The 15,041-nt window shown below is 69.3% G+C and carries 12 protein-coding genes; 5 read left to right on the top strand and 7 right to left on the bottom strand.

Features of this window, described 5'->3' with window-relative positions:
• Positions 1–4: 4 nt before the first annotated feature.
• The 4 genes from CHB73_RS13415 to CHB73_RS13400 are packed head-to-tail and all read right to left on the bottom strand — an operon-like array spanning position 5 to position 3,751.
• Complete coding sequence (locus tag CHB73_RS13415; RefSeq protein WP_089275115.1) at positions 5–1,681, bottom strand: PhoU domain-containing protein; 1,677 nt, start codon at positions 1,679–1,681, stop codon at positions 5–7.
• 12 nt (positions 1,682–1,693) lie between these two features.
• Positions 1,694–1,966 carry an amphi-Trp domain-containing protein gene (locus CHB73_RS13410; RefSeq protein ID WP_089275114.1) on the bottom strand — a complete coding sequence of 91 codons (273 nt, stop codon included), beginning with the start codon at positions 1,964–1,966 and terminating at the stop codon, positions 1,694–1,696.
• Between the two features lie 25 nt (positions 1,967–1,991).
• Positions 1,992–3,212, bottom strand: a complete 1,221-nt coding sequence (locus CHB73_RS13405) for a hypothetical protein (RefSeq protein WP_235641613.1) — start codon at positions 3,210–3,212, stop codon at positions 1,992–1,994.
• Between the two features lie 14 nt (positions 3,213–3,226).
• A complete protein-coding gene (locus CHB73_RS13400; protein WP_089275113.1) occupies positions 3,227–3,751 on the bottom strand; it encodes a GAK system XXXCH domain-containing protein in 525 nt (174 codons plus the stop codon).
• Positions 3,752–3,902: 151 nt separating this feature from the next.
• Here CHB73_RS13400 and CHB73_RS13395 point away from each other — a divergent pair, with 151 nt between their 5' ends.
• Positions 3,903–4,568, top strand: a complete 666-nt coding sequence (locus tag CHB73_RS13395; RefSeq protein WP_089275112.1) for a cyclase family protein — start codon at positions 3,903–3,905, stop codon at positions 4,566–4,568.
• Complete coding sequence (locus tag CHB73_RS13390; RefSeq protein ID WP_235641612.1) at positions 4,565–5,599, top strand: DMT family transporter; 1,035 nt, start codon at positions 4,565–4,567, stop codon at positions 5,597–5,599. Before CHB73_RS13395 ends, CHB73_RS13390 begins: the two co-directional genes overlap by 4 nt.
• Here CHB73_RS13390 and CHB73_RS13385 read toward each other — a convergent pair.
• Positions 5,596–7,641 (bottom strand): coiled-coil domain-containing protein, encoded by a 2,046-nt coding sequence (locus CHB73_RS13385; RefSeq protein ID WP_089275111.1) that lies wholly within the window; start codon positions 7,639–7,641, stop codon positions 5,596–5,598. The genes CHB73_RS13390 and CHB73_RS13385 overlap by 4 nt on opposite strands.
• 64 nt (positions 7,642–7,705) lie before the next feature.
• Positions 7,706–8,965: an EAL and HDOD domain-containing protein gene (locus tag CHB73_RS13380; protein ID WP_089275110.1), complete on the bottom strand. Its 1,260-nt coding sequence runs from the start codon at positions 8,963–8,965 to the stop codon at positions 7,706–7,708.
• A gap of 83 nt (positions 8,966–9,048) precedes the next feature.
• Here CHB73_RS13380 and CHB73_RS13375 point away from each other — a divergent pair, with 83 nt between their 5' ends.
• The 3 genes from CHB73_RS13375 to CHB73_RS13365 all read left to right on the top strand — a co-directional run bounded on the left by CHB73_RS13375 (position 9,049) and on the right by CHB73_RS13365 (position 13,095).
• Entirely contained in the window at positions 9,049–10,011 is a 963-nt protein-coding gene (locus tag CHB73_RS13375) for a GGDEF domain-containing protein (RefSeq protein ID WP_179217046.1), read from the top strand.
• An 82-nt stretch (positions 10,012–10,093) separates the two neighbouring features.
• On the top strand, positions 10,094–11,752 hold the full coding sequence (locus tag CHB73_RS13370; RefSeq protein WP_089275108.1) for a glycoside hydrolase family 17 protein: 1,659 nt from the start codon (positions 10,094–10,096) through the stop codon (positions 11,750–11,752).
• A 2-nt stretch (positions 11,753–11,754) separates the two neighbouring features.
• Entirely contained in the window at positions 11,755–13,095 is a 1,341-nt protein-coding gene (locus CHB73_RS13365; protein WP_089275107.1) for a deoxyribodipyrimidine photo-lyase, read from the top strand.
• A gap of 338 nt (positions 13,096–13,433) precedes the next feature.
• Here CHB73_RS13365 and groL read toward each other — a convergent pair whose 3' ends face one another.
• Complete coding sequence (gene groL, locus CHB73_RS13360) at positions 13,434–15,029, bottom strand: chaperonin GroEL (protein ID WP_407656633.1); 1,596 nt, start codon at positions 15,027–15,029, stop codon at positions 13,434–13,436.
• Positions 15,030–15,041 lie beyond the last annotated feature (12 nt).

Raw genomic sequence — 15,041 nt, 5'->3', positions numbered from 1 at the left:
CCCGTCAGCTGAAGAGCACGGCCTCGGGCAGGACGAAGTCCTCCCAGGGGCGGCCCCGGTGTTCGGCCACGCGCTCCATGAGGTAGTGCGCCCGCTGGCACATGCCGCGGGAGAAGGCCGGGTTGAGTTCAAAACGCGTGGAGGTGAACAGCGAGCGCGCCAGGGCAAGGGCCATGCGCGCCTCAAAGGCGGCGTCGCCCGATTCCTTGGCGAAGGCCCTGGCGAAGGCCAGGAACTCGGCCATGATCCAGTGGATGCGCTCGCGCAGGGGCGGCTCGAACACGGGCATCCGGTAGTTGGACACCAGGAACACGCTTGCGTCCTGCACATAATCGCCCGGGCGCGAACGGTGCACGTCCAGGTAGTGCAGGCGCTGGGTCTGGTGGTTGTAGACCAGGTTGTTCACGTTGAAATCGCCGTGGATGAGCACTGAGAAGGGCGCGAAGAGCTCCTTCTCGGCTTCGGCGCAGGCCTCCATGAGGGCGCGGGTGCCGGGCGCGGCGCAGCCGCAGATGTCCGCATCCGGCCGGGTAAAGCCGGGGTGGATCTGCAGCACGGAATCCAGACGCGCGTTGAGCTGGGCCATGAAGGCCGCCGGAACCTCCCGGCGGCTCCTGCTGGTCTCCCAGATGTCCTGCACGGTCTGGGTCAGAATGAACAGGGCGTTCTGCAGCACATCCTCGCCGGAGGTGAGCAGCACCTCGTCCATGTTGCAGCCGGGCAGAAACTCCACCAGGAGCGAGGCCTTGTCCCCTTCCTCGTGATACCCGTAGACCGCCGCCACCAGGCCGGGATAGGTCTTGGCCCAAAGCTCCAACCCGGCCTTTTCGGCCACGATCTTGGCCCTGGCGCCCTCCTTGTAGATGCTGCCCAGCGGGTCCACGCCGGGGCCGCCGGTGTCGCCCTCGGCCAGCTCCGGGCGCGAATCCACCCGGCCGATGCGGCAGCCGCTGCGCGTGCCCCAGATGGCCTTGAAGTCCACGCCCGAAAGCCCGCCGGGAAAGCCGGTCTTGGTCAGGGTCTGCTGCAGGGCCTCGAACTGCTCGATCTTGATGCGCTCGCCCAGGATGGAGAAAATGAGCGCCTCGCCCACGTTCAGAAGCGCGTCGCCGATGCGCTCCAGGTAGCGGAAGATGAACAGCACGGTGATGAGGTTCTGCACGTTCTTGCCCGTGCGCAGTTCGCCCATGATGCGGTCGAAGCCCACCTTGTAGAGCCGGTCCAGTCCGTACTCCGAACGGCACACGGAGAGCGCGCCGGAGATGTCGGCCTGCTGGAAGGCGGGCAGCACCCGCGACAGGCAGCCCTCGATCTCGGCGAACATCTCGCGGTAGGCGTAGGTGTGCAGAAAGCCGTGGTCGGTAAGGTAGTTGGTCTGCTGCACGATGTTCACGCAGAAGTCGGCCACGCGCTCCAGGTTCACGCACATCACCTGGATGGCGCGCACGCGGTTGGCCCTGGCCTTGTCCGGCCCGCGCCCGGCCGCGTCATCATGAAACCGGCCGTAGCACTTGTTCTCGATGACGGTCTTGAGGTTGTCGATGTAGTCGTCGCGGCCCACGATATGGTCGTAGAGGCTGTGGCTGGGCGCGTCGAGGAAGGCCAGGGTGGCGCGCACTTGCCGCTCCACCTCGGCCACCATGAAGGTGAAGTTCTCCTCAAGCCCCTCGAAGGTCATCATGCCGGGCCGCCCCTAGGATTCCACGCGGATGGAGCGCTCGGCCCCGGCCGCGGGATTCTTGGCGTCCTTCCAGCCGATTTTGATGGTCATCTTGCTCTCGCCGTCCTTGCGCTTGGCCTTCACCGAAAAACTCACCAGACTGGAGGGGCTCAGCACGATCTCGTCGGCCTCGCTCCTGAGCACAACGCGTCCCTTGCCGAAGCCCTCGGTAAGGGCGGCCAGAAAGGCCTGGATGCTTTTCTCGTCCTGAACGGAATCGAACTCGAACTTGCCGTCTGTGGGCATGGGGCGCTCCTTTTTGGGCTTTGGCCTAGCCGTCGAGCCGGGCGGTGTATTCGTTGATGACGCAGGCGCGGTCCATGCCCGAGGCGAGCAGGCGCTTGCGGATGCCGATGTCGTCCCAGGCGCTCTGCACGCCGATTTCGCGCAGCACCTTGTCCGAGGCCTGGTCGGGGTTCCTGATCTTCTCGCTCATGTGGGTGTCGTCGCCCATGAACACGAGCTGCCTGCGGTCGGTCCAGCCCTTGCGGTTCTTGCGCGCCAGGGTGTCGATGAGGAACTCGGTGTAGCGCTGGGACTGCGGATTCCAGACCTCGTAGCCGTCCACGTCGTAGTCGGCCAGAAGAATGGGCCAGAACTGCTCCGGGTGCGGAATGACCACCCCCGCGCCAAAGCCCCGCGCCTCCTCGATGACCTCCGAGGCGCGGTAGAAATACTGCATGGGGAACTGGGCCTTGACGCGCAGCTTCACCGCCTGGGCGAAGGACTGCACGCGGGTCACCAGCCGGTCGCCAAAGCGCGGGCGCTGGGCGTCCAGAAAGCCGCGCACCAGCTTGTTCTTGAGGGTCTCCAGCGGCACGTCGCCCGCGTGGCGCTCCAGCAGGGCGGAGAGTTTGCGGGCATGGATGCGCGCGAAGCGGATGGTCTCTTCCGCCGCGCCGGTCTCGGCGGCCACGCGGTTCAGGCGCTCCTCGTCGCGCCCGGCCAGCACGTCCAGGAACTCGAAAAGCTGCGAGGAGCGGTAGCGGGCCGTGTGCGCCAGCATGGAGGCCAGCACCCCGGCCTTGTCCTGGCGGTCGGCCCGAAAATGGACGAGCAGCTGCACCTTCTGGTTGAAGCCGCTGGAATAGCAGTCCACCTCCACCCCGCAATAGGCGTCGTAGGAAAGGATCTGGTTGTGCTGGGTGGGGATGAACAACCCCTGGGCGCAGCCGGGGAAGGTGGCCTCGATGCGCCGCCGGATGAGCTCCATGGGCACGAATTCCGGGTGCCAGTGCACGGCCAGCACGCGCTCCTGCCGGGGCAGCACCACGGCGGGCCGGGCGATGCGCTCCCGCTCCTCGTCCGTAAGGGCCGTGGCGGTGATGGCCGCGAACGCGCGCTCGTCCTCCTCTGTGGGCTCCGGGCCCAGGCCGCCCCGGAGGGCCTCCGCCTCGGCGCAGGCGCAGTCACCGGCCGAGAGCGTTCCGGCGGGCGCGTCCTTGGCCGAGTCTCCCTTGGCGAGGCGAGCCGCGCTTCGTTGCTGCTTCATCTTCATGCCGCTCCTTATTTGGCCACCGCGTGGCAGGCCTTCTTGGAGGCGTTCAGCTCCTCCAGGGCCTGGGCGGCGGCGGCGCGGTCCCTGTTGTCGCAGGCGGCCTTGAAGCCGTTCAAAACCTGGAGGTACGGCCCGTAGTCGGCGCTTCCCCGATCCGGGTGGGCGCACATGGCCAGGGAGTCCTTGAGGAAGGCGTCCACCACCTCGGCCGGAGGCAGGGTGAGGGCGTCCAGGCTGTGCTGGAGGAACTTGAAGCTGGTCTTCATGCGCTTCTTGATGGCTTTGTAGCTGTCGCCCTGTCCCTCTTCCTCGCCGGGGCGGGGCACGCCCTTGGCCTTGAGCTTGAGTTCGGCCATGCCGCCCAGCTGCTTGACGGAGAGCTCCAGCTTGGAGCAGGCCGCAAGATGCGGGGCGATGACCTTCAAGGCGTCGGGCTGGACCGCGTGACGGAAGCCGTCGGCCAATGCCCTGAGCAGAACCGTGGTCTCCTCGGCCTGGAGAATGATCTCGATCTTGGTGTCGTCGCGTGCCATGGGCGTGCTCCTTGGAGGGTCGTTGGTGCGTCGAGCCCTGTGGTAGCGGAAAGCGCGACCGGAAGTGTGACGCGGCCGTCACGCCGGGGTGAAGGTCTGGCAAAGGGGCAAGGGCATTGCCAGGCCGCACGGACCGGAGTATTGCCGCCCCATGGACGCCTGCCCCCGCCTTGTGGACCTCTCCTGGCCATTGCGGCCGGGCATGGCCATGTTTCCCGACGACCCGCCCCTGGCGCTGGCGCCCCTGGGAGCCTACGGGCCGGACGGCTTTCTGTCGCACCTGGCCAGCCTGCCCCTGCACAGCGGCACCCACGTGGACGCGCCGGGGCATGTGCTGCCGGGCGCGCCCATGCTCTCGGACCTGCCCCCGGAGCGCTTCCGCGGCCCCGGCGCGCTGCTGGACCTGCGCGCCCGGCCGAGCCTGGCCGTGACGGCGGCGGACCTGGCCCCGCGCCTGGCGGGTCTTGCCGGGGCGGAGTTCGTGCTGCTGTCCACGGGCGACGAGGAACGCTGGGGCGGGGCGGACTATTACACGGCCGGGGCGCACCTGACGCCCGAGGCCGCGGCCCTGCTGGCGGCGCTCCCCGGGCTCAAGGGCGTGGGCCTGGACGCGGGCTCCGCGGATGCGGCGGATTTGCGGGACTTGCCCGCGCACCGGGCGCTGCTGGGGGCCGGGTGCATTATTGTGGAGAACCTGCGCGGCTTGGCGCAGCTGGCCGGGAAGCGCTTCCGCTTCTGGTGCCTGCCGGTGTTCGGGGCCGATGGCTCGCCCGTGCGCGCCGTGGCCGAGATCCACGGCCCGGAGGCCCGGCCGTGAGCGCCGCGCGGCCGGGGCTGGCCGTCTACGCCAAGCTTGTGGGCTCCATGGCCCTGTGGGGGGCCACCTGGGTCTCGGGCCGCTACGTGGCGCAGGTGCTTTCGCCCTTTGCGGCGGCCTTCCTGCGTTTCCTGTTCGCCTCGACGTTCCTGTACCTGCTGCTGTGCCGGGCCACGGCCCAGCTGGGCGGCCAGGCGGGCCAAGCGCATGGGGGAACACCCCCGGATGCGTCGCGCACGCGCTGGCCCCGGCCCCCGCGCGCGCTGCTGCCGGGGCTGGCCTTCCTGGGCTTCACGGGCGTATTCCTGTACAACGCGCTGTTCTTCTCCGGCCTGGCGCGCATCCCGGCCGGGCGCGCGGCCATGATCGTGGCCTGCGTGCCCTCGGCCGTGGCGCTGTATTCCGGGCTGGTGCTGCGCTCGCCCACCGGGCTGGTCAAGGGGCTGGGCATCGCGCTCTCCCTGGCAGGGGTGTCGGTAATCCTGTCCGAGGGGAACCCGCTGTCCCTGTTCACCCACGGTGCCGACCCCGGCGACCTGCTGATCCTGGGCTGCGTGGCGGCCTGGGCGGCCTACACCATCGCAGGCGGACGCGTCATGCGCCGCGCCACGCCGCTTGCCGCGGTCACCTGGTCCTGCGTGCTGGGTTGCGCCATGCTGCTGCCCGCCGCGCTGGCCACGGGCCTGGCCGGGCAGGTTCTGGCGGCGGACTGGATCATCTGGGCCAACATGGCTTTTCTCGGCGTGGGGGCCACGGGCCTGGCCTTCACCTGGTACTACGACGGCATCCTGGCCCTTGGCGCGGCGCGGGCCAGCGTGTTCATCAACCTGGTGCCGGTGTTCGCCACGGCCCTGGGCTGCGCGCTTCTGGGCGAGGGCGTGGGCCTGCCGCTGGTGGCGGGCGGGCTGATGGTGCTTGGCGGCGTGGCCCTGGCCAACCGCACGGCGGCCAGCGGACAATCCGGCCAAGGGCGGAACGACGGCAAACGCACAGACGGCGTCCGCAGCGGCGCGGACCAGGGCCGCCCCTAGCTCCCCGGACCGGACTCCGGCCCCGCGTCCTCCATGGGCAGGGAAAACGCCAGGACCACGCGTCCGTCTTCCTGGCGCAGGTCAAGGGAGCCGCCTAGGGCCTGAGCCAACAGCCGCGACACGTGCCGAGCGCGGCGCAGGGCGAAGTCCGCATCATCGGGCCGGGGCTTGGCGAAATAGTCCTGCGCCTCCTGCGGGGGCAGAACGCCCGGCCGCGACACCTCAAGCGCCGCCCCGCGCTCCATGCGGACGATGGCGGCCCGCAGCGCAGCGCCCGATGCGCAGCCGTGCAGCGCATCGCACAGCAGCCGTTCCACCAGGGCGCGGGCCAGCAAGGGATCGCCCGGCGCAGGCACGGCCGCTTCCTGCGCCAGGGGCGCGCCGTCCACCTGCACGGCCACCTCGACCCCGGCGGCGGCGGCCTGTGAGGCCAGGTTCTTTGCGGCGCGCCGCAGGACCGCGGCCAGGTCCATGCCGCGTCCCGCGGGCGGGCGGTACCGCCCGCGCTCCATGCGGAACACGTCCACGGCCAGATTCACCGTGTTCACCAGCCGGTAGCCGGAATCCCGGATGTCGGCGAGCTTGGCGGCCTGGCCGGGCGGCGTGGCCGGGTCGTCCAGCAGCTCCTGCGGCAGGCGGATGAAGGCGGCCAGGGACTGGCCCAGCTCCCCGCGCGTGGCGGCCTCGACCTCGTCCAGCAGGCGCTCCATGTCCCGCTCCAGGTCCGCGCGCAGAGCCGCCCCCTGCTCCGCTTGCTCCAGCGCCCCGGACCGGGCCCTGTCCAGCTCCGCGCAGCGCGCCTCGGCCTCGGCCAGGCGCTCTTGGAGCGCATCCCGTTTCCGACGCACATCATCAAGCCGCGCGTTCGCGGTGCGCGCCGCGTCCTCCAGGGTCTGTGCGCGGCCACGCACAGCCTCAAGCTCGGTGGAAAGCGAGCCGGTGCGCTCCTTCTCCCGCTCAAGCTCGGCGGTGACGCCCGCAATCCGGTTCAACGCCTCCTCGCCCTCGGCGGCGCGCACGGCGGCCAGCCGCGACCCGGTCTCGGCCAGGCGGGCGCGCATGGCCTCGGCCTCGTCGGCCAGGGCGGCGCGCTCGGAACGCAGCCGCGCGAGCAGAGCCTCCTGCTCCTTGAGGCTGCGCCCCCCGGCCTCGGCCTGGATGCTCAGTTCCCGGGCACGACGCTCCGCCGCGCGCAGCGCCTCGGCGTGGCGGTCGGCGTCGGCCTGGGCGGCCTGCGCCTCGGCCTGCGCCAAATCGAGCCGCTCACGCAGGGCGCGAACCTCCGCGGCATATTCCTCCCTGTCCCGGCCCCGCGCGGCAAGGGCCACCTGCAGCTCCGCCACCCGCGCCTTCACGGCGCCGTGCTCGGCCTCGGCCTGGGCGGCCTCCCGCTCGCAGGCCGCCTCGCGGGCCGCAAGACGTTCCTGCAGCTCCGCCGCCTGCCCGCGCGCCAGCTCCAGACCGGCGGCAAGGACCTCCGCGCGCTGACGCGACTCGCGCAGGGCCGTGGTGAGCCTTTTGGCCGCGTCCATGGCGCGGCGCAGCTGGTCCTCGCGCAGGGCCAGGCGCTCGGTGAGGCCGGGCGCGGGGCGCTGCGCCTGGGCATGGCCCGTCCAGGCGGCCACCAAGCCGGCCAGGGCGCGCTCGAAAAACCGCTCCACGTCCTCATGCGCGCGCGAGCGGGTATCCTTCTCCACCCAGGACTCGCGCACAAGGTCGTCGTAGGCGCGGCGCAATAGCCGCTGCGTCTTCAGCGATGCGGACAGGTCGAACCCGGCCTGCCGGTGCGCCTGCCCCTGTTCGCGGCCAAGGGCGAAGGCCGGGTCGGCGTTCTCGTCCGGGCGCAGTGCGGCACGGCCCTCGGCGGCAAGAATCCCGGCCAGAACGCGCGAAGCCCCGTCAACGGCGGCCTGGGCCACTTCGCGGTCAAGGTTCAGGTCCGCCTGGGAGGCCAGGCGCAACAGACGGTCCGCAAGCCAGGGTCCATTGGCCGCAGCCAACCCGGCCAGGCTCGGAGAGTCTGGTGCGGGGGTGTCGGGCATGGAGCCTCCTGCCGGTTGAGCCGGTTGGACAGTTGAGGGAGGAAGCCCGCGGCGGGGCCTTTGCTCAGGCCCCGTTCCGGTCGGGGATGGCCAGCAGCAGGGTGTCCGCCCACTGGAACGAGGCGTTGTAGGCCGAGGACACCGACCCTGTGGGCAGGCCCAGGTCCAGGGCCAGCCGCCCCATGTCCTCCCAGCGCGTGTCCTCTATGGCCTGGGCCAGGTCCAGCCAGCCGGAATAGGGGCCGGGCTCGCCCAGCAGGGCGGCGCGCAACTGGTCGTCCAGGGAGATGGCCTCCAGAACCTGGGGCATGGCGGTTTCGAGCATGGTGGGCAACAGGGAGAACAGGCCCAGCAAAAACAGGCTCTCGGCCTTTTCGCCCCAGTTGGCGGCCAGGCCCAGAAGCTCCAGAAACTTCGCCCGCTGGGCCGAAAGGTGCAGCAGCTCACGCGCCTTGGTGGTTGGCGAAAGATCGCCAAGGGCCATGACCCGCAGCCAGGCGGACAGCTGCACCCAGCCCGCCAGCAGCACGGCCTGGCGCACGGAAGACACCTTCTTGAGCAGCCCGAAGTGCGGGGAATTGAGCATGGACAGCACCCGATAGGAAACCGAGGCGTCGGCCTCTATGGCCAAGACCACCTTGTCCATGGGCGGTTCGCTCCGGCAGAGCAGGTCCAGCAGGGACAAGCGGGTGCTCTCCGCCGAGGAGACCTTGCGCTGGGACAGGGTCACCGGCTCGCGGAAGAAGTGCCCCGCGAAAAGGGTCATGCCCAGGCTCCTGGCCAAATCAGCCGCCTCATGGGTCTCCACGCGCTTGGCCAGCAGGGTGTGCCCGCTTGCCAGCAGCGCCTTGGCCGCTTTGGCCAAGGCCGCCTTGCCGCCCTCCGGGGCCCGAAGGTCCAGAATCACGGTATCGGCCACCCCCAGCAGGGGGTTCGCCAGGTCGGCGAGCCGGGGCAGGTCCAGCGCGAAGGAGTAGCCTTCCGCCCGCAGCCCGCGCAACGCCTCGACATATTTGGGGTCGTCTGCCGGGAAGGAGTCCAGAACGGGCACCACGCACTCCGGGCCCAAGGCCCTGGGGATGCCGGTGACAAGCGCCTGAGGAGGCAGATGGATGAGGGCCTTGTGCGGTCTGGAGCAGGTTTCGATGCAGGCGGGCAGGCACTGGATGACCGACAGGGTCGCCAGCAGCGGGTCGGTGAACTCGGAGTAGGTATGCTCCACGCACCGGCGGTAATAGTGGAAATACCCCCAGGTGTTGAGGGCCGAATCGAGCACGGGCTGCCGGGCGACGAAAAGTGTTTCGTAAGGCGAGGGAGGGGGCATTCCGCGCTCCTCTAATGTAACTTTTTTGACAATCTGCGCGTTGACATGGACTTGTTCAAAAACAAATGCTAGCGACTCCTTCTATGAATGTAAAGGAACTGCTGGAGGAAGGGGCCGGTCCCGAACTCGTCTCCCGGCTCTTCCACATCGAGCGCTACGCCTGGATGTCCCTGTCCTACGACATGGCCGTGGCCCTGGACATGGACGGCTGCATTCTGGCGGCCAACGCGGTCTGGCAGCGCGCCACCGGCCTTTGGCCAGAGGCCCTGCGCGGCCAGTATCTGCTTGAATTCATGGACTTTGACGAACGGGAGCGCGTTCTGGCCGCCTTCCAGAGCCTCATCACCAGCGATGCGGCCAGCACCACCCTGGACTTCCGCTTCCGCTGCGAAGCCGGACGCTTCAAACGCTTCAACTGGAACGTGCTCTTCTTCCCGGACACGGAAATCTTCTATTGCATCGTCAAAGACTTGAGCAACGTCCATGACCTGCAGCACGCGGCCTACCACGACACCCTCACCGGGCTGCCCAACCGGCTTTTCCTCACCGACGCCCTGCCCAGACTGTTTGAAGGCGCCCTGCAACGCCGCCACGAGCTGGGGCTTTTCTTCATCGACCTGGACGGCTTCAAGGCCGTGAACGACACCTTGGGGCACCAGGCCGGAGACATCCTGCTCCAGACCGTGGCCGAACGCCTGCGCCACTGCGCGGCGCTGCCGGAAAACTGCGTGCGCCTGGGCGGCGACGAGTTCGTGCTGCTGGAAACCTGGCCCTGCCAGAACGCCCGCCCGGAGCTGCTGGCCCAGCGCGTGCTGAGCGCCGTGAGCCTGCCCGTGTGCATCGACGGCCGCGAGGTGCGCGTGGGCGCGTCCATCGGCGTGGCCCTGGCCCCGGCTGCCGCAACCAGCCCCTCGGAGCTCATGGACCTGGCCGACAAGGCCATGTACAGCGCCAAGCGCGGCGGCAAGAACCGCTTCACGATCGCCGCCGGGGAGGACGGGGCGGCCTGCCGCATGGAGCTTGAAACCTCCGGCGCGAACAGGTAGGCCAAAAGCCGCTCCGTCTGCCGGGGATGCGCCAAAGCGGGCCATCCCAAGACGGATACGCCCCAAGCGGAGGTTTCCCCACATGCGCACCAGACCCCATGCCCTGACGGCACTGGCGACGGCCTTGCTGGCCCTTGCGGCCGCCATGGCCCTGAACTACGCTTTCTGGTGGCGCGACGGCCGCCCGCAGGACATTCCCGATGCGCGCACCCCGCGCATAAAAAGCGCCTCCTTCAGTCCGTACCGCGCAGGCCAAAGCCCCTTCGGCGCCCCCTTCACCCGGGAGCAGTTGGAGCAGGACATGGCCGTGGCCGCGCGGCACTTCTCGCGCATCCGCACCTATTCCAACACCGCGCAGTTCGCCCCCGTGCCCGAGCTGGCCCAAAGACACGGGCTCAAGGTCATCCTTGGGGCCTGGGTGGGGGCCAACCTGGAATCGAACGAAAAGGAGATCGCCGGGCTCATCCAGGCGGCCAACGCCTACCCGGACACCGTGGAGCGCGTGGTGGTGGGAAACGAGGTGCTGCTGCGCCGAGAGATCACCCCGGAACTGCTCATCGACTACATCCGCCGCGTCAAGGCGGCCGTCAAGCAGCCCGTGACCTACGCCGATGTCTGGGAGTTCTGGCTCAAGTACCCCCAGGTGGCCAGGGAGGTGGACTCCATCACCATCCACGTGCTGCCGTACTGGGAAAACACCCCCACGCCCATCGACCACGTGGTGGAGCACATGCTCGAAGCCCATGCGGAAATCTCCCGCGCCTATCCCGGCAAGCCCATCCTCATTGGCGAGATAGGCTGGCCCAGCGCGGGCCGCGTGCGCAAGGGCGCCGTGCCCGGCCGCGTGGCCCAGGCCCGCTTCGTGCGCCAGATCATGAACACGGCGGAAGACAGAGGCATCGACTTCAACCTGTTCGAGCTCTTCGACGAGCCCTGGAAGTTCGGCCAGGAAGGCACCGTGGGCGGCAACTGGGGCATCATCGACGTGGACAGGGACATCAAGTTCCCCCTCACCGGACCGGTGAGCGAAAACCCGCGCTGGTTCGAGTGGTTTCTGGGCTCCTCGGCCCTGGCGGCGCTCCTGGCCGGGGTGGCCCTGTGGCGACGGCCCCCGCAGGGCTTCGGCCGCACGGCGCTCGTATGCCTGACCGCCCAGGCCCTGGCCACCCTGCTGGCCCTCAGCGCCGGACAAAGCCTGCGCCTGGCCTTCGGCGCGATGGGCGTGGCGGGCGGCGCGCTTTTGACCCTTGGCGGCGCGACCCTGTGCCTGCTGGTGCTGCGCGAGCTGGCCGACCTGGCCGCGGGCGGTCCCGGACCCAGGCCCCTGCCACCGGTCATCGCCCGGCTGGAGGCCCTGCGCTCCTTTCGGCTCAACCTGCGCGATCCGGTGTCCCTCATCGGCCTGCTGGACCTGGTGTTCGGCCTCGCCGCCCTGGCCCTCACCTTCGGCCTGCTGGTGGACCCGCGCTACCGCGACTTCCGCACCGAACAGTTCCTGCCCGTGGCCGTGTTCATGCTGCTGCGCGCCCTGGCCACGCGCGAAGCTCCCAGACCAATGGGCTCCCCGCGCGAGGAGTGGCTGCTTGCAGGCACGTTCCTTGTGGGCGCCGTGGCCATTCCGCTCATGGAAAGCCTGACCAACACGGCCGCGCTGGCCTGGGGTGGCACGCTGCTGCTTTTGGCCGCGCCCTGGGCCCTGTCCATTTTGCGCCAGCGGCGCGCCTTGATGCAGGCGGGCTGAGGATGCACCCTGCGCGCGCCCGCCTCATCCACGACCGGCCCCAAACGCAGGGGCCGGTACTCTACTGGATGCACCGGGAAATGCGCGCGGCCGACAACTGGGCCCTGCTCCACGCCCGCGAGCTGGCGGACCAGCGAAGGCAGCCCCTGGCCGTGGCCTTCTGCCTGGCGCGGGAATACCCGTTGGCCGCCCTGCCGCACTTCGCCTTCCTGCTGCACGGCCTGCGGCACACGGCGCAGGAGTTGGAGGCCCTGGGCGTCCCCTTTATCCTGCTGCGCGGCGAACCGGGCCAGGCCGTGGCCCAGTATGCCCGGGACGCCAGGATCGGGCTGCTCGTCACCGATGCCGACCCGGCCAAGCCCAAGCGCGCCTGGCTGGCCGATCTGCTCTCCCGCCTGCAATGCCCGGCCATGGAGGTGGACAGCCGCAACGTGGCGCCCGCCCGGCGCGTCTCGGACAAGGCCGAGTACATGGCACGCACCATTCGGCCCAAGATCCAGCGCCTGCTGCCGGAGTTCCTGGACCCCTTCCCCGCCTTGCAGCGCCAGTCTTTGCCCTGGCCCGGCCCCGCGCCAGCCACGGACTGGGACGTCCTGCTGGCGACCTTCGGCCCGCCGCCCGCGCACTTCCCCCCCGGCGAGGCCGCGGCGCGACAACGCCTGGACGCGTTTCTGCGCCAGGGCTTGCCCCGCTATGCTGACGAGCGCAACACGCCCGTTTCGCCCGCGTCCTCCGGTCTGTCCCCGTACCTGCACTTCGGCCAGCTTTCCGCCCAGCGAGCGGCGTTGGCGGCCATGGCCGCCAACGCCGCCCCCCAGGCGCGCGAGGCCTTTCTGGAGCAACTCATCGTGCGCAGGGAGTTGGCCGAGAACTTCTGCCTGCACACCCCCCACTACGACACAGTGGAGGCCTTCCCGGCCTGGGCGCGGCAGACCCTGGCGCGGCACAGGGCCGACGCCCGGCCCTTCCTGGCCAGCGAGGCCCAGCTGGACGCGGCCGCAACGCCGGACCCGCTCTGGAACGCGGCCCAGCGCCAACTGCTGGCCACCGGGCACATGCACGGCTGGCTGCGCATGTATTGGGCCAAGCAGATCCTTTTCTGGTCGCCGGACGCCGAAACCGCCCTGGCGCGGGTGCTGCGCCTGAACGACACCCTGTCCCTGGACGGCCGCGACGTGAACGGCTACGCCGGGGCCGCCTGGAGCATCGGCGGCGTGCACGACCGCCCCTGGCCCGAGCGCCCGGTGTTCGGCACGGTGCGCTCCATGACCTTCTCCGGCGCGGCGCGCAAGTTCGACGTTAGGGCCTTCGTCTCCCGCTGGAGCGGGCCGGAACCGGCCTGAGGCGAACCTTCCGCACACCGCATGGCTCAGTCGGACACAACCGGTTGCACATAGCAACCTTTTGCGCCGTACGTCTTCCAGAATGGCTGGCGACAGAGGGATGGCGGGGGAGGATGGCGGGCCGCGGACTCCCGCCAGCGGCTGGCAGGGCATGGGCCTTGGGCAAAAAAAGGCTCCGGTCCCCTCCCTAATGAGTCCCGGAGCCGCGCCGCGGTTCACATGCGGCCTGTGCCATGCTTATCGGTCGCCCGGGGCCGGGGATTAGCCCGCAAGCGCAAAAAAAGGCCGGGTCCTTGCGGACCCGGCCAAAACGGAATCGTGTCGGCGTTCCGCTTGCGCTACTTCTTTTCGTCTTTCTCTTCGGCCTTGTCGGCCACGGCGCACTCGGTGGTGAGGAGCAGGCTGGCCACGGAGGCGGCGTTCTGCAGGGCCACGCGGGCGACCTTCTTGGGATCGATGACCCCGGCCTTGAAGAGGTCCTCGAAGACGCCGGTGGCGGCGTTGAAGCCGAAGGCGGCCTTGCCCTCGCGGACCTTCTCCACGATGACCGAGCCCTCGAAGCCCGCGTTGGCGGAGATCATGCGCAGGGGCTCCTCCAGGGCGCGGCGGATGACGCCAATGCCCGCGAGCTCGTCGTCGTCAATGCCCTTGACCCCGTCCAGCACGCCGGACACGCGCACGAAGGCGGTGCCGCCGCCGGGGATGATGCCCTCTTCCACGGCCGCGCGGGTGGCGTTCAGGGCGTCCTCCACACGGGCCTTCTTCTCCTTCATCTCCACTTCGGTGGCCGCGCCGACCTTGATGACGGCCACGCCGCCGATGATCTTGGCCAGGCGCTCCTGCAGCTTCTCCTTGTCGTAGCTGGAGGTGGTGGCGGAAATCTCGCCCTCAAGCTGCTTGATGCGCGCCGTGATGTCGTCCTTCTTGCCCGCGCCGTCGACGATGGTGGTCTTCTCCTTGTCCACGGTGATGCGCTTGGCGGTGCCCAGGGAGTCCACGCGGACCTTGTCCAGGGTCAGGCCCATGTCCTCGCTCACCACCTGGCCGCCGGTCAGAACGGCGATGTCCTGGAGCATGGCCTTGCGGCGGTCGCCAAAGCCGGGGGCCTTGACCGCGCAGACCTTGAGGGTGCCGCGCAGCTTGTTCACCACCAGGGTGGCCAGGGCCTCGCCGTCCACGTCCTCGGCGATGATCATCAGCGGGCGGCTCATCTTGACCACCTGCTCCAGCACGGGCAGCAGATCCTTCATGTTGCTGATCTTCTTCTCGGAGATCAGCAGCATGGCGTCGTCGAACTCGCAGGTCATCTTGTCGGGATTGGTGGTGAAGTAGGGGGAGAGGTAGCCGCGGTCGAACTGCATGCCCTCCACCACGTCGAGCACGGTTTCCATGCTCTTGGCTTCCTCAACCGTGATGACGCCTTCCTTGCCGACCTTGCTCATGGCCTCGGCCAGGATGGTGCCGATGGTCTCGTCGCTGTTGGCGGAGATGGTGCCGATCTGGGCGATTTCCTTGCGGTCCTTGGTGAACTTGGCGATCTTCTCCAGCTCGGCCACCACGGCCTCCACGGCCTTGTCGATGCCGCGCTTGACGCTCATGGGGTTGCGGCCCGCGGCGATGAGCTTCAGGCCCTCGCCAAAAATGATCTGCGCCAGCACGGTGGCGGTGGTGGTGCCGTCGCCCGCCACGTCGTTGGTCTTGGAGGCGACCTCCTTGACCATCTGCGCGCCCATGTTCTCGAACTTGTCCTCAAGCTCGATCTCCTTGGCCACGGTGACGCCGTCCTTGGTGATGGTGGGCGCGCCCCAGGACTTCTGGATGGCGACGTTGCGGCCCTTGGGGCCGAGGGTGACCTTTACGGCATCGGCAAGGGTGTCCACACCAATCTTCAGGCCCGCGCGGGCGGTCTCGTCAAAGCGGATGGTCTTGGCCATGATATGTCTCGC

The organism is Humidesulfovibrio mexicanus (genome assembly GCF_900188225.1).
Classification (GTDB): domain Bacteria; phylum Desulfobacterota; class Desulfovibrionia; order Desulfovibrionales; family Desulfovibrionaceae; genus Humidesulfovibrio; species Humidesulfovibrio mexicanus.
Note: the sequence above shows the minus strand (reverse complement) of the source record. Positions and strands in the feature narration are given on the sequence as shown.

Excerpts from the sequence above, each read along its gene's own strand:
- CHB73_RS13415 (WP_089275115.1), bottom strand. The coding sequence starts at position 1,681 with ATGATGACCTTCGAGGGGCTTGAGGAGAACTTCACCTTCATGGTGGCC.
- CHB73_RS13410 (WP_089275114.1), bottom strand. The coding sequence starts at position 1,966 with ATGCCCACAGACGGCAAGTTCGAGTTCGATTCCGTTCAGGACGAGAAA.
- CHB73_RS13405 (WP_235641613.1), bottom strand. The coding sequence starts at position 3,212 with ATGAAGCAGCAACGAAGCGCGGCTCGCCTCGCCAAGGGAGACTCGGCC.
- CHB73_RS13400 (WP_089275113.1), bottom strand. The coding sequence starts at position 3,751 with ATGGCACGCGACGACACCAAGATCGAGATCATTCTCCAGGCCGAGGAG.
- CHB73_RS13395 (WP_089275112.1), top strand. The coding sequence starts at position 3,903 with ATGGACGCCTGCCCCCGCCTTGTGGACCTCTCCTGGCCATTGCGGCCG.
- CHB73_RS13385 (WP_089275111.1), bottom strand. The coding sequence starts at position 7,641 with ATGCCCGACACCCCCGCACCAGACTCTCCGAGCCTGGCCGGGTTGGCT.
- CHB73_RS13380 (WP_089275110.1), bottom strand. The coding sequence starts at position 8,965 with ATGCCCCCTCCCTCGCCTTACGAAACACTTTTCGTCGCCCGGCAGCCC.
- CHB73_RS13375 (WP_179217046.1), top strand. The coding sequence starts at position 9,049 with ATGAATGTAAAGGAACTGCTGGAGGAAGGGGCCGGTCCCGAACTCGTC.
- CHB73_RS13370 (WP_089275108.1), top strand. The coding sequence starts at position 10,094 with ATGCGCACCAGACCCCATGCCCTGACGGCACTGGCGACGGCCTTGCTG.
- CHB73_RS13365 (WP_089275107.1), top strand. The coding sequence starts at position 11,755 with ATGCACCCTGCGCGCGCCCGCCTCATCCACGACCGGCCCCAAACGCAG.
- groL (WP_407656633.1), bottom strand. The coding sequence starts at position 15,029 with ATGGCCAAGACCATCCGCTTTGACGAGACCGCCCGCGCGGGCCTGAAG.